27 protein-coding genes and 1 other RNA gene are annotated in these 26,780 nt (G+C 75.1%); 14 read left to right on the forward strand and 14 right to left on the reverse strand.

All coding sequences use genetic code 11. The annotated features are described in order from the left end of the window. The first annotated feature begins 56 nt into the window (after positions 1 to 56). Positions 57 to 1,394: an MFS transporter gene (locus tag ACFVVA_RS14735; RefSeq protein WP_387689380.1), complete on the forward strand. Its 1,338-nt coding sequence runs from the start codon at positions 57 to 59 to the stop codon at positions 1,392 to 1,394. Between the two features lie 17 nt (positions 1,395 to 1,411). Here ACFVVA_RS14735 and ACFVVA_RS14740 read toward each other — a convergent pair whose 3' ends face one another. Then, positions 1,412 to 1,639, reverse strand: coding sequence for a hypothetical protein (locus ACFVVA_RS14740; RefSeq protein ID WP_359896920.1), 228 nt, complete (start codon positions 1,637 to 1,639; stop codon positions 1,412 to 1,414). 112 nt (positions 1,640 to 1,751) lie between these two features. Here ACFVVA_RS14740 and map point away from each other — a divergent pair, with 112 nt between their 5' ends. Beyond that, positions 1,752 to 2,597, forward strand: a complete 846-nt coding sequence (map, locus tag ACFVVA_RS14745) for a type I methionyl aminopeptidase (protein ID WP_359896918.1) — start codon at positions 1,752 to 1,754, stop codon at positions 2,595 to 2,597. Positions 2,598 to 2,639: 42 nt separating this feature from the next. Here the strand turns inward: map and ACFVVA_RS14750 are convergent, their stop codons facing one another. Continuing rightward, positions 2,640 to 3,335, reverse strand: coding sequence for a bifunctional DNA primase/polymerase (locus tag ACFVVA_RS14750; RefSeq protein WP_359896917.1), 696 nt, complete (start codon positions 3,333 to 3,335; stop codon positions 2,640 to 2,642). Between the two features lie 534 nt (positions 3,336 to 3,869). Between ACFVVA_RS14750 and ACFVVA_RS14755 the strand changes: the two genes are divergently transcribed. Together ACFVVA_RS14755 and ACFVVA_RS14760 are read left to right on the forward strand one after the other, a co-directional pair. Continuing rightward, positions 3,870 to 4,100 carry a hypothetical protein gene (locus tag ACFVVA_RS14755; RefSeq protein ID WP_387689385.1) on the forward strand — a complete coding sequence of 77 codons (231 nt, stop codon included), beginning with the start codon at positions 3,870 to 3,872 and terminating at the stop codon, positions 4,098 to 4,100. Positions 4,101 to 4,190: 90 nt separating this feature from the next. Further along, a complete protein-coding gene (locus ACFVVA_RS14760; RefSeq protein ID WP_387689387.1) occupies positions 4,191 to 4,388 on the forward strand; it encodes a hypothetical protein in 198 nt (65 codons plus the stop codon). A gap of 144 nt (positions 4,389 to 4,532) precedes the next feature. Here ACFVVA_RS14760 and ACFVVA_RS14765 read toward each other — a convergent pair whose 3' ends face one another. After that, entirely contained in the window at positions 4,533 to 5,210 is a 678-nt protein-coding gene (locus ACFVVA_RS14765; RefSeq protein WP_359896911.1) for a PadR family transcriptional regulator, read from the reverse strand. A 171-nt stretch (positions 5,211 to 5,381) separates the two neighbouring features. On the opposite strand from ACFVVA_RS14765, the gene ACFVVA_RS14770 reads away from it, so the two are divergent. Then, entirely contained in the window at positions 5,382 to 5,780 is a 399-nt protein-coding gene (locus ACFVVA_RS14770; protein ID WP_359896909.1) for an ACT domain-containing protein, read from the forward strand. 101 nt (positions 5,781 to 5,881) lie between these two features. Continuing rightward, positions 5,882 to 6,139 (forward strand): Prokaryotic metallothionein, encoded by a 258-nt coding sequence (locus ACFVVA_RS14775; protein ID WP_359896907.1) that lies wholly within the window; start codon positions 5,882 to 5,884, stop codon positions 6,137 to 6,139. A gap of 41 nt (positions 6,140 to 6,180) precedes the next feature. Here the strand turns inward: ACFVVA_RS14775 and rnpB are convergent. From rnpB to ACFVVA_RS14795, 4 genes are all read right to left on the reverse strand, one after another. Continuing rightward, positions 6,181 to 6,578, reverse strand: an RNA gene (gene rnpB, locus ACFVVA_RS14780) — RNase P RNA component class A. A 13-nt stretch (positions 6,579 to 6,591) separates the two neighbouring features. Beyond that, positions 6,592 to 8,073: a DHA2 family efflux MFS transporter permease subunit gene (locus ACFVVA_RS14785; protein ID WP_387689661.1), complete on the reverse strand. Its 1,482-nt coding sequence runs from the start codon at positions 8,071 to 8,073 to the stop codon at positions 6,592 to 6,594. 168 nt (positions 8,074 to 8,241) lie between these two features. Further along, on the reverse strand, positions 8,242 to 8,613 hold the full coding sequence (locus ACFVVA_RS14790) for a type II toxin-antitoxin system death-on-curing family toxin (protein ID WP_387689392.1): 372 nt from the start codon (positions 8,611 to 8,613) through the stop codon (positions 8,242 to 8,244). Beyond that, positions 8,610 to 8,987, reverse strand: coding sequence for a hypothetical protein (locus ACFVVA_RS14795; protein WP_387689395.1), 378 nt, complete (start codon positions 8,985 to 8,987; stop codon positions 8,610 to 8,612). The genes ACFVVA_RS14790 and ACFVVA_RS14795 overlap by 4 nt, the downstream gene beginning before the upstream one ends. Before the next feature lie 186 nt (positions 8,988 to 9,173). Between ACFVVA_RS14795 and yaaA the strand changes: the two genes are divergently transcribed. Beyond that, positions 9,174 to 9,959 (forward strand): peroxide stress protein YaaA, encoded by a 786-nt coding sequence (yaaA, locus tag ACFVVA_RS14800; protein WP_387689397.1) that lies wholly within the window; start codon positions 9,174 to 9,176, stop codon positions 9,957 to 9,959. Positions 9,960 to 9,979: 20 nt separating this feature from the next. On the opposite strand, the gene ACFVVA_RS14805 is transcribed toward yaaA, so the two are convergent. The 3 genes from ACFVVA_RS14805 to ACFVVA_RS14815 are packed head-to-tail and all read right to left on the reverse strand — an operon-like array spanning position 9,980 to position 12,721. Further along, the gene (locus ACFVVA_RS14805; RefSeq protein ID WP_387689400.1) at positions 9,980 to 11,113 is read right to left on the reverse strand and encodes a bifunctional RNase H/acid phosphatase; all 1,134 of its coding nucleotides are present in this window, start codon (positions 11,111 to 11,113) and stop codon (positions 9,980 to 9,982) included. 4 nt (positions 11,114 to 11,117) lie between these two features. Beyond that, positions 11,118 to 11,861 carry a zinc ribbon domain-containing protein gene (locus ACFVVA_RS14810; RefSeq protein WP_387689403.1) on the reverse strand — a complete coding sequence of 248 codons (744 nt, stop codon included), beginning with the start codon at positions 11,859 to 11,861 and terminating at the stop codon, positions 11,118 to 11,120. 23 nt (positions 11,862 to 11,884) lie between these two features. Beyond that, complete coding sequence (locus ACFVVA_RS14815; protein ID WP_387689406.1) at positions 11,885 to 12,721, reverse strand: Nif3-like dinuclear metal center hexameric protein; 837 nt, start codon at positions 12,719 to 12,721, stop codon at positions 11,885 to 11,887. An 829-nt stretch (positions 12,722 to 13,550) separates the two neighbouring features. Between ACFVVA_RS14815 and ACFVVA_RS14820 the strand changes: the two genes are divergently transcribed. Then, positions 13,551 to 15,542, forward strand: coding sequence for an alpha/beta hydrolase family protein (locus ACFVVA_RS14820; protein ID WP_387689409.1), 1,992 nt, complete (start codon positions 13,551 to 13,553; stop codon positions 15,540 to 15,542). 383 nt (positions 15,543 to 15,925) lie between these two features. Continuing rightward, the gene (locus tag ACFVVA_RS14825) at positions 15,926 to 16,099 is read left to right on the forward strand and encodes a hypothetical protein (RefSeq protein WP_380352529.1); all 174 of its coding nucleotides are present in this window, start codon (positions 15,926 to 15,928) and stop codon (positions 16,097 to 16,099) included. 156 nt (positions 16,100 to 16,255) lie between these two features. Here ACFVVA_RS14825 and ACFVVA_RS14830 read toward each other — a convergent pair whose 3' ends face one another. Beyond that, on the reverse strand, positions 16,256 to 17,338 hold the full coding sequence (locus ACFVVA_RS14830) for an alcohol dehydrogenase catalytic domain-containing protein (protein ID WP_387689412.1): 1,083 nt from the start codon (positions 17,336 to 17,338) through the stop codon (positions 16,256 to 16,258). A gap of 202 nt (positions 17,339 to 17,540) precedes the next feature. Here ACFVVA_RS14830 and ACFVVA_RS14835 point away from each other — a divergent pair, with 202 nt between their 5' ends. The 5 genes from ACFVVA_RS14835 (at position 17,541) to ACFVVA_RS14855 (ending at position 23,190) form a co-directional block, all read left to right on the forward strand. Further along, on the forward strand, positions 17,541 to 18,884 hold the full coding sequence (locus ACFVVA_RS14835; protein ID WP_387689415.1) for a M48 family metallopeptidase: 1,344 nt from the start codon (positions 17,541 to 17,543) through the stop codon (positions 18,882 to 18,884). 141 nt (positions 18,885 to 19,025) lie between these two features. Further along, positions 19,026 to 19,679 carry a class I SAM-dependent methyltransferase gene (locus tag ACFVVA_RS14840; RefSeq protein ID WP_387689418.1) on the forward strand — a complete coding sequence of 218 codons (654 nt, stop codon included), beginning with the start codon at positions 19,026 to 19,028 and terminating at the stop codon, positions 19,677 to 19,679. Between the two features lie 137 nt (positions 19,680 to 19,816). Beyond that, positions 19,817 to 21,052, forward strand: a complete 1,236-nt coding sequence (locus ACFVVA_RS14845; RefSeq protein WP_387689421.1) for a hypothetical protein — start codon at positions 19,817 to 19,819, stop codon at positions 21,050 to 21,052. Between the two features lie 7 nt (positions 21,053 to 21,059). Beyond that, positions 21,060 to 22,100, forward strand: coding sequence for an N-acetylmuramoyl-L-alanine amidase (locus tag ACFVVA_RS14850; protein ID WP_387689423.1), 1,041 nt, complete (start codon positions 21,060 to 21,062; stop codon positions 22,098 to 22,100). A 187-nt stretch (positions 22,101 to 22,287) separates the two neighbouring features. After that, positions 22,288 to 23,190 carry a hypothetical protein gene (locus ACFVVA_RS14855; protein WP_387689426.1) on the forward strand — a complete coding sequence of 301 codons (903 nt, stop codon included), beginning with the start codon at positions 22,288 to 22,290 and terminating at the stop codon, positions 23,188 to 23,190. Positions 23,191 to 23,386: 196 nt separating this feature from the next. Here ACFVVA_RS14855 and ACFVVA_RS14860 read toward each other — a convergent pair whose 3' ends face one another. The 3 genes from ACFVVA_RS14860 to ACFVVA_RS14870 form a co-directional block, all read right to left on the reverse strand. Beyond that, positions 23,387 to 24,448 carry a prenyltransferase gene (locus ACFVVA_RS14860; protein WP_387689429.1) on the reverse strand — a complete coding sequence of 354 codons (1,062 nt, stop codon included), beginning with the start codon at positions 24,446 to 24,448 and terminating at the stop codon, positions 23,387 to 23,389. After that, on the reverse strand, positions 24,445 to 25,188 hold the full coding sequence (locus ACFVVA_RS14865) for a class I SAM-dependent methyltransferase (RefSeq protein WP_387689432.1): 744 nt from the start codon (positions 25,186 to 25,188) through the stop codon (positions 24,445 to 24,447). Before ACFVVA_RS14865 ends, ACFVVA_RS14860 begins: the two co-directional genes overlap by 4 nt. 178 nt (positions 25,189 to 25,366) lie before the next feature. After that, on the reverse strand, positions 25,367 to 26,677 hold the full coding sequence (locus tag ACFVVA_RS14870; RefSeq protein WP_387689435.1) for a glycosyltransferase family 4 protein: 1,311 nt from the start codon (positions 26,675 to 26,677) through the stop codon (positions 25,367 to 25,369). Positions 26,678 to 26,780: the final 103 nt, after the last annotated feature.

Here is a 26,780-nt window from a genome sequence, read left to right on the forward strand (position 1 = left end):
CGACGGGCCGAAAATCCTTTGCGGAAGCGGTGACCGCCGTCCGAGGATGACGGTTCGTGAACGTCGACGAACCCCCGCGTCCCGCCGTGCCCGGGCGCGCCCGGAGGCTGCTGCGATCGCTGACGCCCGACCTGGCACCCTGGCGCGCCTCCCGCGACTTCCGCTACCTGTGGACCTCCGGCTGCGTCACCAGCTTCGGCAGCTTCCTGACCTTCGTCGCCGTGCCGATGCAGATCAAGGAGCTCACCGGCTCCTCCTTCGCGGTCGGGCTGATCGGCGCCGTCGAACTCGTCCCGCTGATCGTCTTCGGTCTCTGGGGCGGCGCCCTCGCCGACGCCCTGGACCGCCGCAGGCTGGTGCTGCGCGCCGAGGCCGCGCTCGGCCTGCTGGCCGGGCTGCTGCTGCTCAACGCCCTGCTGCCGAACCCGCTGGTCTGGCCGATCTACCTGGTCGCCGCACTGGTCGCGGCCGCCGACGGCCTCCAGCGCCCGGCCCTGGACTCGCTCACCCCGCGGATCGTCCCGCACCAGCACCTGACCGCCGCGTTCGCCCTCAAGTCGCTGTACCACAACGCCGCTTCGGTGGCCGGCCCCGCGCTGGCCGGGGTCGTGGTGGCCTTCGCCGGGGTGCAGACCGCGTACGCGCTGGACATCCTCACCTTCGCGGTCTCGCTGCTGCTGCTCGTCCGGATCAAGGCGGTGCCGCCGCCCACCGGTGCCGAACGGCCGTCCGTCCGGGCGGTGCTGACCGGCGTCCGCTACGCCTGGAGCCGCAAGGACCTGCTCGGCACCTACGCGATCGACGTCTGCGCCATGCTGTTCGCCTACCCGGTGGCCGTCTTCCCTTTCCTGGCCTCGGAGTTGGGGGCGGACTGGGCGCTCGGCCCGATGTACGCCGCCTCCGCCCTCGGCGCCCTGCTGGTCGGCGCCACCAGCGGCTGGACCTCCCGCGTCCACCGGCACGGGCGGCTGCTGGTGGCCGCCGCCGTCGGCTGGGGCGCGGCGATGGCGCTCGCCGGACTGTCCGAGCACATCGGGCTGGTGCTGCTCGGCCTGGCGCTGGCCGGCGGCGCCGACGAGATCAGCGGGCTCGCCCGCTCGACCATGTGGAACCAGTCCATCCCCGACGAGTTGCGCGGGCGGATGGCCGGCGTCGAACTGCTCAGCTACTCCGTCGGCCCGCAGCTCGGCCAGGTCCGGGCCGGCACCATGGCCGGGCTGGTCGGCGTGCGCGCCGCCGTCTGGGCCGGCGGCGTCGCCTGCGTGGTCGCCGTGCTCGCGGTCGCCGCCGCCCTCCCGAAGCTGCTCGGCTACGACGACCGCACCGACCCCCACGCCGCCGCCGTCCGCGCCGAGCACGAACGCACCGAACGGGAGGCCGCCCCGACGGCGTGACGAGCCCACCGGGCCGGCTACTCGGCGTCGTCCTTCGGCTTGTCGCTCCAGCGCGGGTCGTTCTGCCACTCGCGGTTGCGCTCGTCGGCGATGCGCAGCGCCTGGGCGGCCTCCTCGGGGGTGGCGTACGGGCCCAGGCGGTCCTTCGCCGGGCACTCCGGGCCCTCTTCGACCTTGTTGTGCTTGATGCAGTAGAACCACTCGCCGGGTTTGCCGGTCGGCTTGCGGTTGAATCCGAGGGGCATGGCGCTCTCCCGTTCAGAAGGCCAGAAGGATGGGTCGGTACCGATCATTCCCCGCCCCGGCCCGGGCCGCACACCCCCCGGGGCCCCGGGGACCGGCGACTAGACTCGCGGCATGGCTCTCGTACCCGGCATCCAGTCCCCCACCCGCAAGGTCCCGGCGCACATCGCGCGCCCCGAGTACGTCGGCAAGTCCGCGCCGACGCCGTACACCGGGCCCGAGGTGCAGACCGCCGAGACGATCGAGAAGATGCGGATCGCGAGCGGGATCGCCGCCCGGGCGATGGAGGAGGCGGCCAAGCTGATCGCCCCCGGCGTCACCACCGACGCGCTGGACGCCGTCGCCCACGCCTACATGTGCGACCACGGCGCCTACCCGTCCGACCTCGGCTACCGGGGCTTCCCCAAGTCCGTCTGCACCTCGATCAACGAGGTGATCTGCCACGGCATCCCGGACTCGACCGTGCTCCAGGACGGCGACATCGTCAACATCGACGCCACCGCGTACATCCACGGGGTGCACGGCGACCTCAACGCCACCTACCTGGTCGGTGACGTGGACGAGGAGTCCCGGCTGCTGGTCGAGCGCACCCGGGAATCCCTCGCCCGGGCGATCAAGGCGGTCAAGCCGGGTCGTCAGATCAACGTCATCGGGCGGGTCATCGAGTCCTACGCCAAGCGCTTCGGGTACGGCGTGGTGCGGGACTTCACGGGACACGGCATCAACACGTCGTTCCACTCCGGCCTGATCATCCCGCACTACGACAGCGAGCGGGCCACCGAGGTGATCAAGCCGGGCATGACCTTCACCATCGAGCCGATGCTGACCCTGGGCACCTACGACTACGAGATCTGGGAGGACGGCTGGACGGTCGTCACCAAGGACCGCAAGCGCACCGCCCAGTTCGAGCACACCCTGGTGGTCACGGCGGACGGTGCGGAGATCCTCACCCTGCCGTGACCGGGGCGCGGCCGGCGTGAGCCGCGCCGCCCGGTGGGCGCCCTAGCCGATCAGCCACTGCTCCTCGGCGACGGCGCCCACCTCGGTGCAGGCGTCGGTGAGCACGTCCAGTACCCGCAGCGGGTCCGGCAGTGGCTGCTCGGGCCCGCGCAGCCACCTCACGTGGGAGCCGTCCGGCAGCGCGGCCGGCGGCAGCAGGGTGTACGAGCCGCGGCAGTGCCAGCGCAGGCCGGGGTGCTCGGACATGGTGTCCGGGGTGGAGTCGAGCGCGCTCGGCCACCACTCGTCCTCGTCCTGCGGGGTGCCGCGGGTGGCGGTGAAGAACAGGTAGCGGTCCTCGCCGACGGCGGCGACCGGGCCCTCGACGCCCAGTGCGGTCAGCCGCTCCAGCGCCAGCCGTCCGGCCTCCGCCGGGACGTCCAGCACGTCGTGCACCCGGCCGGTGGCGGTGATGAAGTTGGCCTGCGGGTCGCGGGCGAGCCAGCGGGAGAGCTGCTCGGGGTCGGTGGTGGCCTGGGTCTGCCAGGCGAAGGACACCGGGTGCTGGGCGGGGGCCGGGCACGCCACCCGGTCGCAGGAGCACCGGTAGCCGGCCGGGTGGGCGGCGGGCGCGAGCGGGAATCCGGCGCGCGCGGCGCCGAGCAGCTGATCGAGTCCGGCGGCCGGGTCGTCGGCGCCCCCCGCCCGCTGACGTTCACGCTTCTGCCACCAGGTCGTCCACCTGCTGCCGGCTTCCATCGGGCCCCTTCCGCGCAACTGCCGTGCCTGGTGCGACACAGCGTTCGACGTACCACTCGACGCAACGCACGGCGCCCCCGACTGCTTCCCGGGGTGCTCGGCCCTGACGTCCGCGCCCTGCCGGCCGTGGACCGGGGTCACCGGGCGGCCGACGCCCGGGTCACGGTACGCAGTCGCGGCAGCACGCTGTCCGCGCCAAATCGGCCGGAGGGCGCGCGGATTCGCGCCTCGCCCGGCCCGTACGGGCCCGCTGACCCGGGTGGACCCCGAGGGCGTAACAGGAAGGATAAGGGTGCGGAGGGCCTCCGGATGACCGGGGGCGGTGCCTCTCCGGTCACACTCGCGGTGACGCCCACGGGCGCACCCCGGGCACACTCCCGGCACGCCGCTCGCACGCGACGTCCCGCCCGCCCTCCCGTCCGGGAGCCCCCGGTCGCCCCGGCGCTCCCCCGCCGGCACCCCGTGCGGCGCCCCGGGCACGGCCCCGGCCCTGGTCCCGGTCCCGGTCCGGCGCGGAGGTGAGACCCTGGGGGGATGAAGAGCGCGGACACCGAATTCGTCGGCGGCCCCCTGGACGGGACGATCCTGCCCATCCCCCTGGGGCCGATGCTCGGCGTGCCCAAGAAGTACAAGGTTCCGGTCCCCGCGCACGGCGAGGCCACCGCGCGCACACTGGTGTACGTCCGGAGCAAGCAGGTTCGGGGCCTGAGCTGGTTCTGGCGCTACGAGTACGACGAGGCGGCCACCGTCCGCGCCTCCGGCTGACGAGCCGCGCGCTTCGCCGTCGCCCCGCGTCGCCCTGTCTTGCCCCTGTTGCCCTGCGTTGCCCTTCGTTCGCCTCCTGGGGAGGTCGGCATGGCGAGGACGGTTCGGCACCCGAGGAGCCGCTCCCGGGCGGTGGAGCACCACAACCGGCAGGTCGCCGGCGTCACCGGGGTGCTGCTCCTGGTGGTGTGCCTCTACAGCGTGGCCATCGGGCCGAACGCCTGGCTCTGGTTCGGCTGGGTGGTGCTGCTGCTGGTGTCCGTGGCGCTGTTCACGGTCCGGCCGTGAAGCCCGTGAGGCCCGTGAGCCCCGCGAGGCCCGTACGGCCCTCCCCCGGACCGCCCGGGCAGCGGCACCGCCCGTCCCGTTCCCCGGCGGGCTGCCCGGCGGCGCCCCCCGCGGGTTCTTTCCCGGCTTCTCCCCCCGGGCCGGTCAGTCGTCCTCGGCGAGGATGAGGTACAGCTTCTTGCGGGCCTCGGTCAGTACGGTCAGGCCCTTGGCGCGCTGCGCCTCGGTGCCGGTGGCCATGACCTGCCGGATCGCCTGGTCGACGGCGGCGAGTGCCTGGCCGACCTCCTGGACGGCCTCCCAGTCGACCTCCCGGCCGGCCTCCGCCCACGGTTCGGCCGGCCCGGCGTCGGCCTCGGCCCGGCCCGCGTCGGTGAGCGAGACCAGCCGCTTGCCGCCGACCTCCTGCGCCGTGATCAGGCCCTCCTCCTCCAGCAGCTGGAGGTTGGGGTAGATCGACCCCGGGCTGGGCCGCCAGGCCCCTCCGGTCCGCTCAGTGATCTCGGCGATCATCTCGTAGCCGTGCATCGGCCGCTCCTTGAGCAGCGCCAGCAGCGAGGCCCGGACGTCACCGCGCCGGGCCCGCCCGCCGCGCCGCCCGTGCGGACCTCCGCGCCGGCCGCCGTGACCGCCGAAGCCGTGCCCGAACGGGCCGCCCATCGGCCGGCCGGGGCCGCCGCCGCCGAACGGCGGGCCGAACCCGCCGAACGCCTCCCGGCCCTCGACGCCCTCCCCGGGCATCCCCCGGAACTCCGGGCCCGGGCCGCGGCGCCGGCCGCCGCCCGGGCCGCCTCCGCGCGGGCCTTCCCAGCGGAATCGCATTCCTTGACCTTCCGAGCGCATCGCGCCCACCTCCGTCTCCACGGTTCGACGAGGCAGTCGAGTTACTGTCTCGATAGCTCGACGATATATCGGTGACTGTCGCTCGTCAACGGATTCCGACACGCCCACGGAGCACGACGCATCCCCCGTCCAGCCGCTACGGTGGCGGGCATGGCCGCAGAACGAGACCTCGCGACGCTGCTGCGCGCAATGAGCCCGCAGCTCAACCCGGGGCGGTACGTCTACTGCACGCTCCCCGCCCGGGTGCCCGCCGGCATGCGGCCGGTGGTGACCGTCGCCGAGCCCGAGGGGGTGACGATGGTGGTCGCCCAGGAGGAGGCGGACGCGCTCGGGCTGCGCTACGAGTACGTGGCGGCCTGGATCACCCTGCGGATCCACTCGGCGCTGGAGGCCGTCGGGCTGACCGCCGCGGTGTCCGGCCGGCTCGCCGAGGAGGGCATCAGCTGCAACGTGGTGGCCGGTTTCCACCACGACCACCTGTTCGTCGCCGCCGACGACGCCGACCGCGCCGTCCGCGCCCTGGAGGACCTCTCCGCCCGCTCCGCCTGAGCCCCCGCCGCTCGCCCCGGGTGGCCGCCGCCGACCGGGCCTTCGACACTGGGAGACGAGCCGCCCCGCCGGGACGGCCCCACCGGAAGGAGACGGCCGCCATGGCCATCTGCGTCACCTGCGGCAACGACTACTGGCTGGCCTTCGAGATCAAGACGGTCACCGGCGACACCTACACCTTCGACAGCTTCGAGTGCGCGATGGAGAAGCTCGCCCCGCGCTGCGAACAGTGCGACGTGCGCATCGTCGGCCACGGCGTCGAAGTCGCCGGCATGTTCTTCTGCTGCGCCAACTGCGCCCGCGTCAACGGCGGTCTCGGCGACCAGATCCGCGACGCCGTCGGCGCCCGCCCCGCCTGACCCGGCGGGGCCCCGCGCCGGACGGCGGGGAGGGAAAGGGGCGGAAGAGTCGGCCTGTACGCCGGGTTCTGTCTCCCGGGTTGCTTGCGCGGCCCGGGGAGGCGGCCATCCATCTAGGGCTGCCGTTGCCGACAGCCTCGTGCGGTCCACCCGCGGACTCGGGCGAGCAGCCTTCAAACATCCGCGCACGGTGCCCGAGGGCACCGATCTTGACCTTGCTCCAGGTGGGGTTTACCTAGCCGGCCGGGTCACCCCGGTCGCTGGTGGTCTCTTACACCACCGTTTCACCCTTACCCACCACGAAAAGCGGTGGGCGGTCTGTTTTCTGTGGCACTGTCCCGCGGGTCACCCCGGGTGGGCGTTACCCACCACCCTGCTCTGTGGAGCCCGGACGTTCCTCGGCGGGTCTGGGACCCGTCGCGACCGCCCGGCCGGCTCTTCCGCCGTAGTGGTCATGGTAGCCGCTCGGGCGGCGCCTCCCGTACACCGGACCGGACGGACGGCGCCTCGGCGCCGAGGCGGGCGGCCACCCGGGCGGCCGTCGCGCTCGCCCAGGCCGTGGTGGTGACCAGGCCCAGGACGAGGACGGCGCCGCCGAGGCCGACCAGGATCCACCAGCCGGCGTGGCTGGCCCGGGCGAAGCCGGTCGCGACCGGCCCGACCACGGCCGAGGCGACGACCGTGCCGATCACCGCCACACCCAGCGACTGGCCGATCTGACGGCTGGTCGAGGCGACCGCGGCCGCCACGCCCGCCTGGGCGCGCGGCATGCCGGACACCGCGGCGTTGGTGATCGGCGCGTTGACCATGCCGAAGCCGAAGCCGAACAGCCCGTACGCGGCCAGCAGCAGGGCGGGCGGGGAGTCGGCGGCGAGCCGGGTCAGCAGCAGCCCGCTCGCGGCGAGGCCGAGCCCGGCCGCGACCAGCGGCAGGCGCGGGCCCCGGCTCGCGACGATCCGCCCGGACAGCGGCGCGCAGACCAGCATCATCCCGGCCATCGGCAGCGTCCACAGGCCGGCCTCGACCGGGCCGTAGTGGCGGACGTCCTGGAGGTAGAGGGTGTTGAGGAAGAGGAAGCCGCCGAGCGCGGCGAAGGCGCAGACCGCGGTGACGGTGGCGCCGGTGAACGGCGCGCTGGCGAAGAACCTCGGGTCCACCAGCGGCTCGGCCACCCGGCGCTCCCAGAGCGGGAAGGCGATCAGCGCGGCCCCGGCGGTGGAGGCCAGCGCGAGGATCAGCGGGGACGTCCAGCCGTTGGCCGGCCCCTCGATGATCGCGGCGGTGCCGCAGCCGAGCAGCACGATCATCAGCAGCTGCCCGACCGGGTCCAGCCGGCGCGCCCGGGGCGCCCGGGACTCGGGCACGAAGCGGGCGGTCAGCGCGATGGCGGCGAGCGCCACCGGGACGTTGATCAGGAAGATCGACGGCCAGCCCGCGCCGTCCACCAGGAAACCGCCGAGCAGCGGGCCGAGCGCCATCGAAATGCCGACCACGCCGCCCCAGACGCCGATCGCCCGGGCCCGCTCCTTCGGGTCGGTGAAGGTGTTGGTGATGATCGACATCGCCACCGGGTTGAGCATCGAGCCGCCCACCGCCTGGAGCGCCCGGAAGGCCACCAACCAGCCCAGGCTCGTCGCCTGGCTGCACAGCAGCGAGCCGAGCGCGAAGCAGACCAGCCCGGTCTGGAACACCCGGCGGCGACCGAAGCGGTCGGCCACCGAGCCGAACAGCATCAACAGCGAGGCCAGCACCAGGGTGTAGGCGTCGATGATCCACTGCAGCCCGGACGCCGGGGCGCCCAGGTCCCGCTGGATCACCGGCAGGGCGATGTTCACCACGGTGTTGTCGAGGCCGACAATGAACAGGCTCAGGCAGCAGATCGCCAGGACGAGCAGACGGCGGCGGGGGCCGGGCGCGGGCCCGGGGGCAGGCACGGGCGCGGCGGCGGCGCGGGGCTGGGGGGCGGGCACGGACCGATCCTCCCACCGCGGGGTGGCCCGGGGCGGGTTGGCGGCGCGTCCGGGTGGCGCGTCCGAGTGGCGCCTCCCGGGCCGCGGCGCCCCCGGCCGGGGGGGTGGCGCGGCCCGGCGGCCCCGGCGGGCTCAGCGCCCCAGCAGGGACTTCAGGTCCTTGGCGGCGAGCGCGACCGCGCCGTCGTAGCCCCCGGTGGCGAGCCGGAGCATGAAGGCCACGGCGTCGTCCGGGTGCGGGTCGGTGTACGGCTCGCCGTTGTAGTCCAGGAACAGCAGCATCGCCTCGAAGGCGGTGCGCTTGTTGCGGTCGATCAGGGGGTGGTTGCGGGCCAGGCTCTGGCCGAGGGCCGCCGCCTTGGACCAGAGGTCCGGGTAGGCGTCCTCGCCGAACAGGCTCGCCTGCGGGCGGGCGATCGCCGAGAGCAGGCCGCCGAGGTCGCGGACGGTCTCCGGACCGCCGGCGAGGTAGGTGACGTCGTCGAGGTCCAGGTACTCGGTCACAGGTCCTTGAGCCTCTCCAGCGTCTCCGCGTTGGCGGTGCGGATCCGGGCCACCATGGCCGCCCGGCGCTCGGCCCTGCTCTCCCGGCCGGCCTCGCGGCCGGCCTCCGGAGCGGTCTCCGGAGCGGTCGGCCCGGTGAGCGCCCTGGGGACGTCGGACTGGCGGACCTCGAAGGCGAGTTCGGCGGTGTCCGCGCCGTCCGGCGCCCCGGTCACCCGCACCCGCCCGGCCATCACCGCCTGCGCGGCCGCCCGCAGCGCGAACTCCAGCGCCGTCCGGGTCTCGGCCGGCAGGCCGGCGGGCAGGCGCACGGACAGGGACTCCTCCACGGCGTCGTCGTCGCCGGGCACCAGGTCCAGGGGTCGCAGGGTCATCGCACTCACTCTCCTCGCCGCTCACCGTACTGGTGAACAGCCGGGTGCCCCACCGAATTGCCTGCCGCTCCCGCCCGCGGCCGGGCAGTCGAGGGCGAAGGGGCGGGAGCGGGAGCGGCGGGGTCCGTACGGCGGGCGCAGTAGGGTTGCGGGGTTCGTGTGCCACAGATTGTCGAGGAGTCCGCTGTGCTGGTGCTGTTGCCGCCCTCGGAGGGCAAGGCCGGATCCGGGGACGGCGGGCCGGTGGCGCTGGAGCGGCTGTCGCTGCCCGGGCTGACGGCGGCGCGCGGCGCGGTACTGGACGCGCTGGTGCGCCTGTGCCGGGGCGACGAGGACACCGCCGCCGAGGTGCTCGGTCTCTCCCCCGGCCTGCGCGGCGAGATCGCCAAGAACGCCGGACTGCCGACGGCCGGGGCCCGCCCGGCGGGCGAGGTGTACACCGGGGTGCTGTTCGACAACCTCGGCCTGGCCACCCTGGACGCCGCCGCGTACGACCGGGCCGAGCGCTCGCTGCTGGTCTTCTCCGGCCTCTGGGGCGCCGTGCGGATCTCCGACCGGATCCCGTCCTACCGCTGCTCGATGGGCGTGAAACTCCCGGAGCTGGGGGCGCTCGGCGCGTACTGGCGGAGCGTGACGGCCACCGTGCTCCCGGAGGTCGCGGACGGGCTGGTGCTGGACCTGCGCAGCTCCGCGTACGCGGCGGCGTGGAAACCGGCCGGCGAGGTGGCCTCCCGGACCGCGACCGTCCGGGTGCTCCAGGAGCGCGACGGCAAGCGCACCGTGGTCAGCCACTTCAACAAGGCGACCAAGGGCCGGATCGTCCGGGACCTGCTGCTCGCCGGGGCCGAGCCGAAGACCCCCGGCGAGCTGATGGACGCGCTGCAGGAGCTGGGCCACCACGTCGAGCTCGCGGCACAGGGCACGGCGCGCAAGCCGTGGCAGCTGGACGTGGTGGTCACGGACGTGCACTGAGCACGTCCGTGACCGGCGGATCAGCGCAGGTGCGAGGTGTCGTTGAGCAGCCGCAGCGAGGCGTTGCCGTCCGCGTAGTACTGGACGGCGCAGATCGAGGCGGCGGACAGCTCCATCCGGTACATGGAGTCCGGCGGGGCGCCGAGCGCCAGCCGGACCAGGGTCTTGATCGGGCTGACGTGCGAGACCACCAGGACCGTCTTCCCCGCGTACCGGGCGATGATCTTGTCCCGGGCGACGCCGGCCCGGTGGGTGAGCGTGGTGAAGCTCTCCCCGCTGCCGGTCGGCCTGGCCTTGGCGGAGCCGAGCCAGGCGGTCAGGTCGTCCGGGTACCGCTCCCGCACCTCGGCGAAGGTCAGGCCCTCCCAGTCGCCGAAGTCGACCTCGCGCAGCCCGTCCTCGTACCGGACCTCCAGGCCGAGCCGGGCGGCGACGGTCTCGGCGGTCTGCCGGGTGCGGCGCATCGGGGAGGCGACGACCGCCTGGACGCTGCCGCGCGCGGCCAGCGCCTCGGCGGCCCGCTCGGCCTGCCAGCGGCCCTTGTCGGAGAGCTCCGGGTCGCCGCCGCCGCTGCCGGAGAAGCGCTTCTCCGGGGTGAGCGGGGTCTCGCCGTGGCGCAGCAGGACGAAGGTGGTGGGGGTGCCGAGGTCGGCCGGGGCCGCCCAGCCGGCCTTGGGCGCGGCGGTCTCCAGCGGGGGTTCCTCGACGGCGGCCGCCGGCTTGCGGGGCTCCCACTGGCGCCCGGCCTTGCCCGCGTCCATCGCCTCGTTGGCCAGCCGGTCGGCGTCCTTGTTCCGCTCGCGCGGGATCCAGGTGTACGTGACCCGGGCGCGCGGGAGGACGGTGCGCGCCTCGGCGGCGAGCGGCTGCATGTCGGGGTGCTTGATCTTCCAGCGCCCGGACATCTGCTCGACGACCAGCTTGGAGTCCATCCGGACGTCCACCGAGGCGTCCGGGTCCAGCTCGCGGGCCGCCTTGAGCCCGGCGATCAGGCCCTTGTACTCGGCCACGTTGTTGGTGGCGTGGCCGATGAACTCGGCGGCCTCGGCGACGATCTGCCCGGTGTCCCCGTCACGGACCACCGCGCCGTAGCCGGCCGGCCCCGGGTTGCCCCGGGACCCGCCGTCGGCCTCGACGATGAAGCGGGCCGCCACCGGCTCAGACGCCCGAGTCCGAGGTGCGGACCAGGATCCGCGAGCAGTTCTCGCAGCGGACCACCTTGTCGGCCGGCTCGGCCTTGATGGCGTTCAGCTCGGTGATGGAGAACTCGGTGCGGCAGCCCTCGCAGCGGCGCTGGTAGAGGCGGGCCGCGCCGACGCCGCCCTGGGTCTCGCGCAGCTTGGCGTACACCTTCAGCAGGTCGGCCGGGATGACGGTGGCGACGGTCTCGCGGTCGCGCTTGACCTTGTCGGCCTCGCCGTCGATCTCGGCGAAGGAGGCGTCGCGGCGGCCCTCGGCCTCCTTGAGCACGATGGTGGAGTGCTCCAGGCGGGCGGACAGCTCCTCGACCCGGGTGTTGGCGCTCTCCTGGCGCTCCATGATCTCCAGCACGACCTCCTCCAGGTCGCCCTGGCGCTTGGCGAGCGAGCCGATCTCGTGCTGGAGGTTCTCCAGGTCCTTCGGCGAGGTGATCGCGCCGGAGTCCAGGCGCTGCTGGTTGCGGGCGGCACGGGAGCGGACCTGCTCGACGTCCTGCTCGGCCTTGGTCAGCTCGCGGGCGGTGTCGCCCTTCTGGGCCTCGGCGGCGACGACGAGGTCCTTGAGCGCGGTGTGGTCGGCGGTGGCCTTGTCGATCTCGGCGTGCTCGGGCAGGCTCCGGCGCCGGTGGGCCAGCTGGTCGAGCTTCGAGTCGATGGCCTGGAGGTCGAGCAGGCGGATCTGGTCGGCGGGCGCGGCGTTCAAGCGGAGAGCTCCTGTGAATCGGGTCAGGCGGTGAAGGACATGGGGGCGTGCGCGGTCCACGGGTCGGTGACCCGGTGGGAGACCTTGGTCTCCACGGCCCAGCCGCGCTTGTCGGCGACGGCCAGCAGGGCCCGCTCGGCCAGGGTGAGCCAGGGCCACTCGGTGGCCCAGTGGGCGGCGTCGAGCAGCGCGACGGGCGCCGCCTCGGCGGCCTCGGAGGCCGGGTGGTGACGCAGGTCGGCGGTCAGGTAGGCGTCCACGCCGGCCGACCGGACGTCGGCGAAGAGGCTGTCGCCCGAGCCGCCGCACACCGCGACGCGGCTGACCAGCCGGGTCGGGTCGCCGGAGACGCGGACGCCGGCGGCGGTGGCGGGCAGGCCCTTCGCCACCTGCGCGGCGAAGGCGGAGAGGGTCAGCGGGGGCTCCAGCAGGCCGATCCGGCCGGTGCCGCGGCGGCCCAGCGGGTCGGTCGGGTCCGGTACCAGCGGGCCGGTGACCCGCAGGCCCACCGCCTCGGCGAGCGCGTCCGAGACGCCGGGGTCGGCGTGGTCGGCGTTGGTGTGGGCGACGTGCAGGGCGATGCCGTTGGTGATCAGCGTGTGCACCACCCGGCCCTTGAAGGTGGTGGCGGCGACGCTGGTGGTGCCGCGCAGGTAGAGGGGGTGGTGGGTGACCACGAGGTCGGCGCCCCACTCCACGGCCTCGTCGACGACCGCCTGGACGGGGTCGACGGCGAAGAGCACGCGGTTGACCTCGGCCTGAGGGTCCCCGCAGACCAGGCCGACGGCGTCCCAGGACTCCGCCCACTGCGGCGGGTAGACCTCTTCGAGCGCGGTGATGACGTCGGACAGTTTCGGCACCTGTCGAGACTACCGTGCGCGCGGGCGCGGTCGGGCCTCGGCCGTTCGGCGGGCTGCCGGGGGAGTCGCGGCGGCTGTTCGGACGCGGGAGCTGCGGGCGTACGGGTGCGCGTCAATCTGTGACGGGAGGCGCCCGACGGGCCCGCGCGCTCCGTACGCGGCCGCGCGCCGGGCGCCCGTTACTCACAGCAGGGTTCTCGTACGAATTCGAAACCACGCCTTGATCACCCTTACGAGTGAAGTGACCGGCTCTGCGTTGAGGCTTCGGTTGGCTCGAAAGTAACTTCACTCCTGCGAACGGGAGTTGCACCGGCGGCAGCCACGACCCGGAGTCGGGCGGATGCCGCGCGGGCCGGACGGGATCCGGGTGAGCACTCCCGTGCCGGGGCGGCACCGCCGCCCCCTCCGGGGAAACCGATCAGGCCGGGCCGCCGACCCGGGTGCCGCGAGCAGTGGGCACCCGGCGCGGCGGCGGAGACGAAGGGATGTGGTGGCGGATGAGGGCGGGCACATCGCTGCGTGCGGCCGGGGACAGGGGATCGGTGGAGCGCGGACCGGACGCGGCGGGTTCGTGGCCGGGGACGACACGGGCGGCACCGACCGGTGCCGGAGGCCGGGGAGGCGGCGGTGACCGGGACGTCACCGCCGGCGGCTTCCGGCGCGCGGCCGGGCCGCCCGTGTCCTCGCCGCGCGTTCCTGCCCCTCCTTCCGGCGCCGCCCCTTCTTCCGGCAAGGCGCTTCGCTCCGCGCCTGCCTTTTCCTACGCTTCCGCTGCGGCCCCTTCGTCCGGGGCGGGGTGCCCGGCCGGCACCACCGGGGTGAGCGGAGCATGAACGTGGCCACCCGGACCGTGACCCAGGCCCTGCGCCGGCTGAACTTCGCCTTCGCCGCCGACGGCAGCCACGCCGCCTGCCTCGCCTCCTCGGCCGACAGCGGCTGGTACGTGGAGAGCTGGCGGCTTCCGCAGGACGGCGGGCCGGCCGCGCCGACCCCACTGGCACTGCCCGGCAACCGCTCGGAGAGCCTGCGCTCGCAGCTGGTCGCCCTGCCGGACGGCTCGGTGCTGATCTGTCGGCACGACGGCGACCGGCACGACCTGGCCCGCCTGGCGCCGGGCGAAAGCTCCGCCGCGGAACAGCGGCTGGGTGCGCTCAGGATGGCCGGACTGCGGGTGCTGCCGCTCCCGGCACCGGCCGGGGCCGGGCCCCGGACACCGGTGGCGGTCGCCCTCGGCAGCGACACCCGCCCGGCGACCACCGCCTGGCTGGTGCGGACGGACGGCAGCGAGCCCGAACAGGTCGCCGAGATCCCCGGGTTGCACGGCGGCGGCACCTGGCTCGACCGTACGGGCACGCTGCTCGCGCTGGACCGGGTGAACGACGGCCTGGTCCGCAGCGTGGTCCTCGACCTGCGCACCGGCCGCACCACCCCGCTGCTGGAGATCGGCCCGCACAGCAACGACCGCCTCGTCCTGTTCGACCCGGAGAGCCGGTTCGCGATGGTACGCAGCGACGCGCCCGGCACCGACCGGCTCGGCTGGGGCCTCCTCGGCACCGGGGAGCCGCTGCGGTTCCCGGAGTGCCTGCACGTCGCGGGCATGCTCCTGCGACCGGTGGCCCTGCGGGTGGCGGCGGACGGCCCCCGGGTCGCGGTGCAGATCGACCACGGCGCGGGCTCGACACTCGCGCTGTGGCGGCCCGCCGCCGGACGGCTGAACCCGCTGCCGGCGCCGCCCGGGCGGCTCGGCGCGGTCGGCCACTGGGGCGAGGCCGGGCTTCGGCTGCCGTACTCCTCGCCCGACCGTCCGACGGCGCTGGCCACCCTGGACGTCGACGCGCTGCTGGCGCACGGCCCGCTCCCGGCCGCCTCCGCCCCGGTACCGCTGCCGCTTCAACTCGCGCCACTGGCCTCGGGGTTGCCCGGCCCGTGGCGGGACACCGTCCTGCCCTGGCAGCCCGGCGGGATGCGCCCGGTACGGACCGCACCGCCCGGCTGGCGGCTGGACGGCAGCACCCCGCCCGGCGACGGCGGCCGCTGGCAGCCCGCGCAGAGCCTCGAACTGGCGGGCCCGGCAGGCCCGTTGGAGGCCGTGGTGTACGGCGGGGACAGCTGGCTGAGCAGCCCGCACCTGGTGCTGGCGCTGCACGGCGGCCCGGCGGACGCCTGGCGGCTGGAGTTCGACCCGGCGCTGCAGCGGATGGCCGCCGAGGGCCTGGCGGTGGTCGCGCCCAACCAGCGCGGCTCCACCGGCTACGGCGTGGCGCACGCGCTGGCCATCCGGGGCGCCTGGGGCGGCCCCGACCTGGACGACGTCCTGTACCTGCTGGACGGCATCGCGGGCCAGCGCGCCGCCCTGGGCCTGGAGCCGCCCGCCCTCTTCGGGGTCAGCTACGGCGCCTTCCTCGCGCTGCTGGCGGCCGCGCACGCGCCGGCCGGGCAGGTCGCCCGCTGCGCGGTGGTCGCACCGTTCCTGTCCGGCGCCCGACTGCTGGCCGAAGCGGCGCCCCCCGTAGGGGCGTTGGCCACCCGCCTGGGCGGTGGCGAGCCGATCTCCGACGCCCGCGGACCGCGCGACGTCCTGCAACTCGCACACCGGCTGAGCGCGCCGCTGCTGATGGTGCACGGCAACCGGGACGAGGTCGTGCCGGTGAGCCAGTCCCGGTCGCTGCGGCACGAACTGCTGCGGATCGGCCGGGTCGAGGGCGAGGACTTCCGGTACGTCGAGGCGGCGGGCTCCGGGCACGAGGTGCTCGCCGACGAGGGCGCCGCCGTCCTGCACGAGCTGCTGGCCACGTTCCTGCGGACCGGCCGTCCGGGCTGATCCGCCGCCCGCCCGCCGAAGGCCACGGACTCCCGGACCCTCCCGCACGACCGGGCGGCCCCGGCGCCGTGCTGGGCGATCCGAGTGAACTCTCCGCAGGTGAGCGCGGGCCGCCGGCCCGGCCCGGCGGCCTCCGGGCACCGCCCCGGTCCGCCGCGAGCCGGTGCGCCGACGACCCGGCTCCGGGCCCCGGACCAGCACGGGACTCGCGTCAGGATCTCGATAGGATCTCGCCCGTCCCGGCCGTTATGGTGGCCGGGGCACGGGCCGTGATCACCGGCTACGGGCGCGTACCGAGCACCCGATCGGGGACCCGACCGTGCGCCACCGGCGCCGGCCGGGCGCCGATGACCCGCACCCTCCGCACGGAAAAGACGAATCTCATGTCCGACACCCTCACCGACACCACCGGACCCGCGGTTACCGGGACCGACGCCGACGAGAAGACGGCCAAGGACACCGGGTCGCACGGCCGCCACCGCGGTGGCTCCGCCGACGACGACAGCCCGGAGACCGACCCGCACGGCCGCCACCGCGCGGCCGGCGCGCGGGGCTGACCGCACCACCGCCAGGGCGTCGGCGCCAAGGGCACCGCGCAGCAGCACCGCACGGAGGCGCCGCGCCCGAGGGCCCGCCGGGAGAGCACGGACTCCCCCGGCGGGCCCTCGCTCTTTCCCGGGCCCGCCCGGCCGTGCCCGCACCCGGCCCGGCCCTCAGTCCATCGTGACGACCGTCCGCAGCGCCTCGCCGCTGCGCATCTGCGCGATCGCCTCGTTGACGTCGGCGAGCCCCACCCGGTGGCTGACCATCCCGTCGAGGTCGATCCGCCCGGCCCGCCAGAGGTCCACGACCAGCCCGATGGTGCGCGTCACCGTCGCCCCGCCGTACAGCGAGGGCAGCAGGCGCTTCTCGTTGAAGAACAGCTCGCCCATGGTGAACTGCGCGAGGTCGTCCTGCGCGCCCGCGCCGATGACCACCACCGCGCCGCCGCGCCGGGCGGCCTCGTAGCCGGCCCGGACGGTGGCCGCGCGGCCGACCGCCTCGAAGACGTAGTCGAAGCCGCCGCCGGGCAGCGTCCTGGCCGCCGCCTTCAGTTCCTCGGGCGCGATCGCCTCGGTGGCGCCGAAGGCCAGGGCGCGCTCGCGGCGCGAGGCCACCGGGTCGACGACGGTGATCCGGCCGGCGCCGCAGACCCGGGCGCCCTGCACGGTGGCCACGCCGACCCCGCCCGCCCCGATCACCGCGACGGAGGCGCCGGGCTCGACCCGGGCGGTGTTCACGGCGGCGCCGATGCCCGTGGTCACGCCGCAGCCGATCAGCGCGGCGGCCTCGTAGGGGAGGTCGGCGGGCACCTTGATGACGGCGTTCGCCGCGACCACGACCTCCTCGGCGAAGGCCCCGGTGCCGTAGAAGCCGGAGGCGTTCAGCTCGCCCTCGGCGATCCGGAAGCCCGGGGCGCCGAGGCCGCGCAGGCTGGCGATGCACAGGTGGCCGCGGTCCCGGCGGCAGTGGTCGCAGCGGCCGCACGGGGCCATCCAGCAGAGCACCACCCGGTCACCGGCGGCGAGGCCGGTGACGCCCTCGCCCACCTCCAGCACGTCCCCGGCGCCCTCGTGCCCGGGGACGAACGGCGCGGGCTGCGGCAGCACGCCGTTCATCGCGGAGAGATCCGAGTGGCAGAGGCTGGCGGCGCGTATCCGGACCCGTACGGTGCCCGGTCCGAAGCCCACGGCCGTCACGTCCTCGCGGACGTCGAGGGTTTCCTGGCCGGTCTTGTGCAGGACGGCTGCGCGCATGGTGCTGCTCCCTGGGTGCCTGGTGTTCCTCGGATCGGCGGTCGCGCCGATTCTGGCACGGGCGGCGCGGCGCGACGAGAACGCGTTCCACAACATCCGACCGGCGGAACTGTGCGAAGCCGCTGTCCTTTCGCCACCGGAACACGCCATGATCACCACCGTGTCGATACCCCCACCGATGTCGTCGCCGACGTCGCCTCCGATGTCTGCGCCGACCTCCCCCGAGCGGCCCGCCCACGGCGGGCCCTGCCCCCGCTGCGACGCCGCGCTGACCGCCGACCGGCGCTTCACCGCCTGGTGCCCGGCCTGCGACTGGAACCTGTCCCCCGGCCAGGACGGCACCGCCGCGCCCACCCGGCGCGAGCGGGCGGCGGCCGAGCGCACCGACCGGCTGTTCGGGGAGCAGGCCGCGGGCGGCGACTCCCCCACCGCCCGCCGCGACTGGCTGCTGGCCTCCGCCGCCGCCGCTCCGGTCCACCTGGTCACCGTCGGCCTGTTCTGCCTGGCGCTCTGGCTGCTCGTCACCGGGAGCACGGTGCAGCGCTGCGCCGGCGCGGTGGCGCTGGTGATCGCGGTCGCGCTGCGCCCCCGGCTCGGCCGGGTGCCGCGCGAGAACGTCCTCGACCGGGCCTCGGCCCCGGCGCTGTACGGGCTGGCGGACCGGGTGGCCGCCGAGCTCGGTGCCGCGCCGGTGGCCGCCATCGAGGTCACCGACGAGTTCAACGCCTCCTACGGGCTGGTCGGGCTGCGCCGCCGTCCCGTCCTCCACCTGGGTCTGCCGCTCTGGGAGGTGCTGGACGACCGGCAGCGGATCGCCCTGCTCGGCCACGAGTTCGGCCATCACGTCAACGGCGACCACCGGCGCTCGCTCTGGCTGCACAGCGCGATCGTGGCGCTCGCGGCCTGGTACGACATGGTCCGGCCCGACCGTCCGGGCCGCGGACGTGGCGACGAGGTCTCGCTGCTGATCCGGATCGGCGCGATGGTCGGCGCGGTCGTCCTGCGGGCCGTCGCCTGGCTGCTGCTCCAGGGCCTGTACCTGTTCGACCGGCTCACCTCCCGCGCCGGGCAGCAGGCCGAGTACCGCGCGGACGCCCTCGCCGTCCGGGTCGGCGGCAGCGAGGCGGCCGGTGGCCTGCTCGCGACGTTCCTGCTGTTCGGCCCGGTGTGCACGGCCGTGGACCGGATCCGCGCCGAGGAGCGCCGGCGTCCCCGGACGGTCCGCCGCGGCCGGGGCCGGACGGCCGAGCAGCCGGAGCAGCCCGAACAGCCGAAGCCGCCCGCCCCGGACCTGCTCTGGGAGCGGCTGCGCGAGCACCTCGGCTCCGTCCCCGCCACCGAGCGCGAGCGCCTGCTGCGGCTCAGCGCCCGTGACCGTGCCGCCGTGGACTCCACCCACCCGCCGACCCATCTGCGGATCGCGCTGGTCGAACGCGCGGAGGCCCGGCCGGCCGCCGTCACCGCCGCCCCCGCCGAGGCCGGGGCGATCGCCGCCGAGCTGGCCCCGCACCGCGCCCGGATCGCCGCCGACCTGCTCGCCGGCTGACCGGCGACCGGGCGGCGAGCAGGTCGGCGGCCGGGCGCGGTGAGCCCGCGCGGCACCGGCCGCCCCGGCGCCGTCGCCACCGCTACCGTCGAGTAGGGTCCGTGCACGTCCGCCCGCGTCCCGACCCCCGAGGAGCACCGCATGTCCGACCTGCTGCTGAGCGCCGAGCCGGCGCCCGAGGTGCTGGCGGCGTTCGAGGAGGCCACCGGGTTCATGCCGGTGGACGAGGGGCTCGCGCTGTACGCGGCGGCGGTGGCGGTGGCGCGCGGCACCGGGCTGCCGGTGCTGGAGATCGGCACCTACTGCGGCCGCTCGGCGATCCTGCTCGCGGCGGCGGCGCGGGAGGCCGGGACGGTCGCGCTGACCGTCGACCACCACCGCGGTTCGGAGGAGCAGCAGCCCGGCTGGGAGTACCACGACTCGACGCTGGTCGACCCCGAGGTCGGGCTGATGGACACCCTGCCGAGGTTCCGCCGCACCCTGCACGCCGCCGGGCTGGAGGAGCACGTGGTGGCGCTGGTCGGCCGTTCGCCGCGGATCGCCGCCCTGTGGGGGCGCCCGCTGGGCCTGGTGTTCATCGACGGCGGGCACACCGACGAGCACGCGACCGGCGACTACGAGGGCTGGGCGCCGCACCTGGCGCCGGAGGGCCTGCTGGTGGTGCACGACGTCTTCCCGGATCCGGCGGACGGCGGCCAGGCCCCGTACCGGGTGTACCTGCGGGCGCTGGCCGAGGGCTTCGAGGAGGTCTCGGTGACGGGCTCCCTGCGGGTCCTGCGCCGAGCCGCCCGGTAACGCGTTCGTTCCCGCGTCCCCGCACCGATGCTCTAACGTCGTGCCAGGGCTGTCGGGCGGGGGTTCGAACGGTACGGTGGCCGCGCAGCACCAGGCAGAGCGCAGAGCATCGGCGGACGGTGGGGGCCAGCAGCGACATGACGGACCAGCAGAACAGCGCTCCGGCGGTCTGGGACCCCACCGCGCGAGGCGGCGCCGGCGGCTGGGTGCGCGGCCCGCAGCGCCCGGCCGACGCGCAGTCCGCCCCCGGGGCTCCCGCCGCCCCCCAGCCTCCCGCAGCCCCGCAGTCAGCGGCTCCGCAGTCCGCCGCCCACCCCGGCCCGATGGCCCCGCCGCCCGGGCCCGGCGCCGTCGGCGACCAGGGCCCGCCGCTGGGCGCCCGCCCGTACCTGGCCGCCTCGCCCGGCTACGACCCGCCGACCGCCCGGCTGTTCCCCGCCGCGCCGCCGCCCCCGGCCGCCCCGCCCCCGGCCTCGCCGTTCCCCTCCCACGCGGGTCCGCAGTCCCACGCCCCGCAGCAGGCACCGCAGCAGGCCCCCGGCTACGACTACCTCCTGCAGCCGCCCGCCGCCCCGCCGCAGTCCCCGTACGGCGCCCAGCCCCCCTACGGCACCCAGCCCGACCGTCCGACCGGCCACGGGGACGACGAGGACCGGCCCACCGACCGCAGGACCCCGCTGCTGATCGGCCTGGCCGTGCTGCTGGTGCTGGCGCTCGGCGGTGGCCTGCTGTTCGCCCTCCAGGGCGGCGACAAGGACGACCGGGCCGCGCCCGCCCCGGCCTCCGCCCCGGCGACCGGCCCGGACAACCTGCCGCCCGCGCCCACGGGCGCGGACGGCGCGCCGAGCGCCTCCGCGAGCGCCTCCGGCCCGCCCACCGGCACGCCGTCCCCGACCGCGACCGGTCCCGGTCCGGCCGCCGGCGCGCAGGCCCAGGCGCTGGACAGCCTGCTCAGCGAGGGCGAGAACGCCAAGGCCCCGATCGGCAGCGCCGTCGCCAAGGTGACCAGCTGCCCGCCGAAGGCCGACATCGAGAGCGCCGCGCAGGACTTCGACAACGGCGCGAGCCAGCGGGCCGCCCTGCTGGCCAAGCTCTCCCAACTGACCGTCACGGACGTGCCGGGCGGCGCGGACGCGGTGAACTCGCTGAAGTCCGCCTGGCAGCTGTCGGCCGACATCGACAAGGCGTACGCGAGCTGGGCGCGCGCCGTCGCCGCCCAGGGCTGCACCGGCAGGGCCCCGGCCACCCCCGACAAGAAGCGCGCGGACGAGCTCAACCCGAAGGCCACCCAGGCGAAGACGGACTTCATGACCAAGTGGAACGTGATCGCGAAGAACTACGGTCTGACTCCGCGCACCCAGGACAGGATCTGACCGACCAGTGACCGGTTCCGCCGCCCGACCGCCCCGCCGCTCCGCCCTGCTGCGCGCCACCACGGCCGCGGCCGTGGCCGTTCCGCTCTGCACGGCGGGCTGGTTCGGCTGGCGGGCCCTCGACCACTCCGGCCCGGCGGGCGCCGCGGCGGCCCCGGCCACGTCGTCCCCGGGCTCGGCCCCGGCCGCCGAGCCCCCGGCTCCGAGTGCAGCTCCGACGGCCACGGACCAGCCGGCCGCCACCGGCACGCCCCTCACCCCTCCGGTCGCTCCGGCGCCCACCGACGGCGGCTCCCCCGCCGGCGCCCCCTCGGCCGGGACCCCGGCCCCGACCGCCGACACCGCCACCGTCCTGGCCGGCCGCACCGTCCTGCTCGACCCCGGCCACAACCCCGGCAACTCCGCCCACACCGCCGAGATCAACCGTCAGGTGGACATCGGCAACGCCCGCAAGGAGTGCGACACCACCGGCACCGAGACCAACGCGGGCTACTCCGAGGCCGAGTACACCCTGGACGTCTCCCGCCGGGCCCGCGCCATCCTGACCGCCCTGGGCGCCAAGGTGGTGCTGGCGCAGGACGGCGACCGCCCCTGGGGCCCGTGCATCGACGAACGCGCCCGCGCGGGCGCCGACGCGCACGCCGACGTCGCGCTCTCGGTGCACGGGGACGGCGGCCCGGCGAGCGGCAGCGGATTCCACGTGATCATGCCCGCCAGGGTGGTGGCCGGAAAGGCGGACAACGCGGCCGTCGTCGATCCCTCGCACCGGCTCGGCCTCCTGCTGCGCGAGCGGTTCCACGCCGCGACCGGCGAACCGTACGCGGACTACATCGCCAAGGACGGCCTGGACACCCGCTCCGACCTGGGCGGCCTCAACCTCTCCACCGTCCCCAAGGTGTTCATCGAGTGCGGTAACATGCGCAACTCGACGGACGCGAAGCGGATGACGGACCCTCAGTGGCGCCAGCAGGCGGCCCAGGGGATCGCCGACGCGCTGACCGCGTTCCTGACGACCCAAGAGAAGACCGAAGAGCGACACGGGAGTTGAACCGCACACCCCCGGAGGACGACGCTCCGCCCGGACCGCACGGTTTGCAACGACTTCGCCCCATTCCCGGTCCCGCCGTGCACCGGCAGGACGGTTGGGCCTAGGCTTCTGGTCCGTTCGGGAGTTTCGGCCGGTCGGCCCGACCGTACGAACCACCGTCCACGACACGTCAACGAGGGGAACGTTAGTGAATCTGCGCGCTCTCACCAGGGGAGACGCCGCCGTCGCAGGCGCGGCCGTCCTGCTCTTCATCGCCTCCTTCCTGCCCTATCTGGCCGCGGACTGCAGCGGCCGGCTCTGTGCGGACGCCTCAAAGAACGCGTGGAGCACCGATCTGTTCCCCGTCCTGCCCTCGATCTACCTGCTCGGCATCGTCGCCGCCGCGCTGATCCTGGTGCAGCGCTTCCAGGGCCAGGCCGCGGCCAACCGACAGGTCCTCGGCCTGCGACTCGACCAGTGGGGCATCGCCTTCGCGGTCGCCGCGCTGTGGACCTCGGTCTGGTCCCTGGGCGCCAGCCCGTACGGCCCGAACGTCAGCCACGGCTTCGGCGCCTGGCTCGGCTTCATCGCGCTGATCGTGCTCGCCGGCGCGGCCGCCGCGAGCCCCCTGGTGCCCGCGCTGAAGGCCCCGCTGGTCTCCGACCGCCCGGCGGCCGTCCCCGGCCAGTACGGCTACCCGGGCCAGCCCGGTCACCCGGGTGCGCCCGGCCAGCCCGGTCAGTACGGCTACCCGGCCCAGGGCCACGACCCGGCGTTCGGCGGCCAGGGCGGCTACGGCTACCCGGGCGCCGGCCAGCCGCAGCCCGGCCAGCCGGTCCAGCCGCACGACGCCGGCACCCCGGTGCCGCAGCCGGCCCCGGCCGCGCAGCAGGCGGCCGCCCCGGCGGCGGACTTCCAGCCGTTCTGGTTCGCCGTCCCGGCCCCGCGCCAGCTGGCCCCGAAGGACAACCCGGCCGGCGCCCCGGTCGGCGAGGTCGTGCCGGGCACCTGGTACCTGGCCGTCGAGCAGCGCGGCGCCGCGCTGGTCGCGCAGCTGCCGGACGGCAGCCAGGGCGTGCTGGCCGACACCACGGGCATCCAGCGCGGCTGACGCCCGCGGGCATGTACCGCGAAGGGGCGGGACCGGTTCTCCGGTCCCGCCCCTTCCGCATGAGCGCCCGCCTTCCGTACGCGCGCTCGACCGCCGTACGCGTCCGCACGCTCGATCGCCGTACGCGTCCGACTGCGCGCCCGCCTGCCCGCTCGCCTGCCCGCTCGAGCGCACGGCTGTCGCACGCGCGTCCGGCTCAGCAGCAGTCCTCGACCACCAGCCCGGCCGGCAGCTGCTCCCCGCCGAAGACCGAGACCGTCGCCGGGTCCCCGCCGAGCGCGGCCACCGCGAGCAGCAGCGCCCCGGCCGTCCAGGTGGTGCGCTCCTCCGGCCAGATCGCGTCGTCCTCGAAGACGTACCCGGTCCAGTACGAGCCGTCCTCGTGCCGCAGGTGCTTCTGGATCCAGCGCAGGATGTCCACCGCGCGGTCGGACTGGCCGATCGCCCAGAGCGCGAGCGCCAGCTCGGCGCTCTCCCCGCCGGTCACCCACGGGCGGTCGCTGACGCAGCGCACGCCGAGGCCGGGGACGACGAAGCGCTCCCAGTCCCGCTCGATCCGGGCCACCGCCGCGTCGCCGCGCAGGCCGGTGCCGAGCACCGGGTAGTACCAGTCCATCGAGTAGCGGTCCTTGTCCAGGAACCGCTCGGGGTGGTGGGAGACGGCGTGTCCCAGCCGCCCGGCCGCGAGCTCCCAGTCGGGCTGCGGCTCCTCCAGGTACTCGGCGACGGCCAGGCCGCAGCGCAGCGCGTGGAGGATGCTGGACGAGCCGGTGAGCAGCGCCTCGTCGGTGGCGGTGCCGTCCTCGGAGACCCGCCAGGCGATCGGGCCGCCGGGCAGCCGCAGTCCGACGATGAAGTCCAGGGCGCGCCGGACGACCGGCCAGATCCACTCCAGGAAGGCGTCGTCGCCGGTGCTGAGGTGGTGGTGCCAGACCCCGACCGCGACGTACGCGCAGAAGTTGCTCTCCTTGGCCCGGTCGGTGACCACGCCGTCGGTGTAGGCGGCGTACCAGGAACCGTCCGAGTTCTGGGCGGCGGCGAGCCAGCGGTAGGCGGCCTCGGCGGCGGCGTGCTCGCCGGCCGTGTCGAGGGCCATCGCGGCCTCGGTGTGGTCCCAGGGGTCGAGGTGGTGGCCGGCGAACCACGGTATGGCGCCGTCGGGGCGCTGCTCGGCCAGGATGCTGCGGACGGTGTCGGCGGCCTGCTCGGCGTCGAGCACCCCGTCGAGCAGCAGCACCTCGGGGACGGCGGCGGTCATGCCGTCCTGCCCGGCGCGCGGTTGGGCTTGGAGGCGTACGCGACGAAGCTCTTGCCGATCACCGGGTTGAGCGCCCGCTCGGCGGCCTTGGTGAGGCTGCTGATCACCGGGGTGCCGACGATGTCCCAGACCAGCAGCTGGTGGTACGCCTTCACCGGCAGCGCCTTGTCGTTGTCGACGCCGACCGCGCACTTGATCCACCAGTACGGCGAGTGCAGCGCGTGCGCGTGGTGGGTGCCGTACGGCTCCAGGCCGGCGTCCTTGAGCTTGCCGAGCAGCTCGTCGCCCCGGTAGATCCGGATGTGGCCGCCCTCGTTCGCGTGGTACTCGTCGGACAGGGCCCAGCAGATCTTCTCGGGCAGCCAGCGCGGCACGGTGACGGCGAGCAGGCCGCCCGGCTTGAGGACCCGGAACATCTCGTCGAGCACGCCCTTGTCGTCCGGGATGTGCTCCATCACCTCGGAGATGATGATCTTGTCGAAGGACTCGTCCTCGAACGGCAGCGCCAGCGCGTTGCCCTCCATGGCGACCGCCGACGCCCCCTCGGGGGCCTCACCGGCCTGCTCCATCGCCGCGAACCACTTCCTGACCTCGGCGATCTCCCCGGCGTTCTGGTCGAGGGCGATCACGTTGGCGCCGCGGCGGTAGCACTCGAACGCGTGCCGGCCCCCGCCGCAGCCCAGGTCGAGCACCCGGTCGCCAGGGGCGAGCGGGAAGCGCGAGAAATCGACGGTCAGCACTGCTGGACTCCCATTCCTATTGCTGCCAAGCGTTCTTGACGCCTCGTCAGGCTTCGTTCAGCACGTCGCGCTGCGCCGGGCGGGCCCCGACCCGCCGTCACCGACCCGCCGTCACCGGCCTGGCCGCCGACCGGGCCGCCAACCGGGACGCCGACCTCCCGTGCGCGTCGACAGGGCCCTAGGCCACGTACCGCCAGCCCGGCCCCGAACGGGCCCGGGCGCCGGCGCCGGTGGCGATCGCCGCCCGGTAGGCCTCGGCGGTCAGCTCGGCCGCCCGCTCCCAGGTGAACCGGGCCAGCACCCGCCGCCGTCCGGCCGCGCCGAGTCCGGCCCGCAGCTCGGGGTCGTCCAGCAGCCGGCCGAGCGCGGCGGCCAGCGCGTCCGCCTCCCCCGGCGGCACCGCCAGGCAGGTCTCCCCGTCCGGCCCGGCCACCTCGGGGATCGCCCCGCCGGTGGTGGCGACCAGCGGGGTGCCGGTGGCCATCGCCTCGGCGGCGGGCAGCGAGAAGCCCTCGTACAGGGAGGGGACGCAGGCCACCTCGGCCGAGCGGTAGAGGTCGACCAGCTCGCGGTCGGTCAGTCCGCTGCGGAACTCGATGTGCCCGGCCAGCCCGAAGCGGCGCACCGCCTCGGCCACCGGCCCGTCCTCCTTCTGCGGCTTGCCGACCACCACCAGGTGGGCGTCCCGCTCGGTGCGCACCTTGGCGAGCGCCTCGACCAGGAAGACCAGGCCCTTCAGCGGGACGTCCGCGCTGGAGGTGGTGACGATCCGGCCGGGGACGCGCCCGATCTCCGCCGAGGGCGACCAGAGCCGGGTGTCGGCGCCGATCGGCACCACCGAGATCGCGTCCGGCGCGGCGCCCAGGTGCTCGGCGATCTCGCGCTGCGAGGTCCCGGAGACGGTGATCACGTGGTCCAGCCGGGCGGCGACCCGGCGCTGCATCCGGGTGAAGGCGTACCAGCGGCGCAGCGAGAGCCGCTTGCCCCGGGTGGTGGCGGCGTCCAGCTCCAGCTGCCGGTCCACGGTGATCGGGTGGTGGATCGTGGTGACCAGCGGGAAGCCGTGCCGGGCCAGGCCGAGCAGGCCGTAGCCGAGGGTCTGGTTGTCGTGGACCACGTCGTAGCGGCCCTTGTGGGCGGCCAGGTACTGGCGGGCGCGCAGCGAGAAGGTGAGCGGCTCGGGGAAGCCGCCGGTGCGCATGGTGGCGAACTCCAGCACGTCCACCGGGCCGCGGAACTCGCCCCGGGCCGGGGTGCGGAAGGGGTCGTCGGCGCGGTAGAGGTCCAGGCTGGGCAGCTCCACCAGGCGCACCGAGCCGGGGCCGTCGACCTCGTCGAGCACCGGGTAGGGCTGGGCGCCGATCACGTCCACGTGGTGGCCGAGCCGTGCCAGCTCGCGGGAGAGGTGTCGTACGTACACGCCCTGACCCCCGCAGAAGGGGTCACCGCGGTACGACAGCAGGGCAATCCGCAGCGGCTGCGCGGTCATCCTGGGCCCTCTTCTCTAGCTGCTATCGGTGCTGCCGGTCGTGCTTCCGGTCGCTAAAGTAGATCAGGTTTCAGTGGCTGGGGAACTCGTCGTCGACCACGTG

It is taken from the genome of Kitasatospora sp. NPDC058048, assembly GCF_042885555.1.
GTDB lineage: Bacteria > Actinomycetota > Actinomycetes > Streptomycetales > Streptomycetaceae > Kitasatospora > Kitasatospora lactacystinica.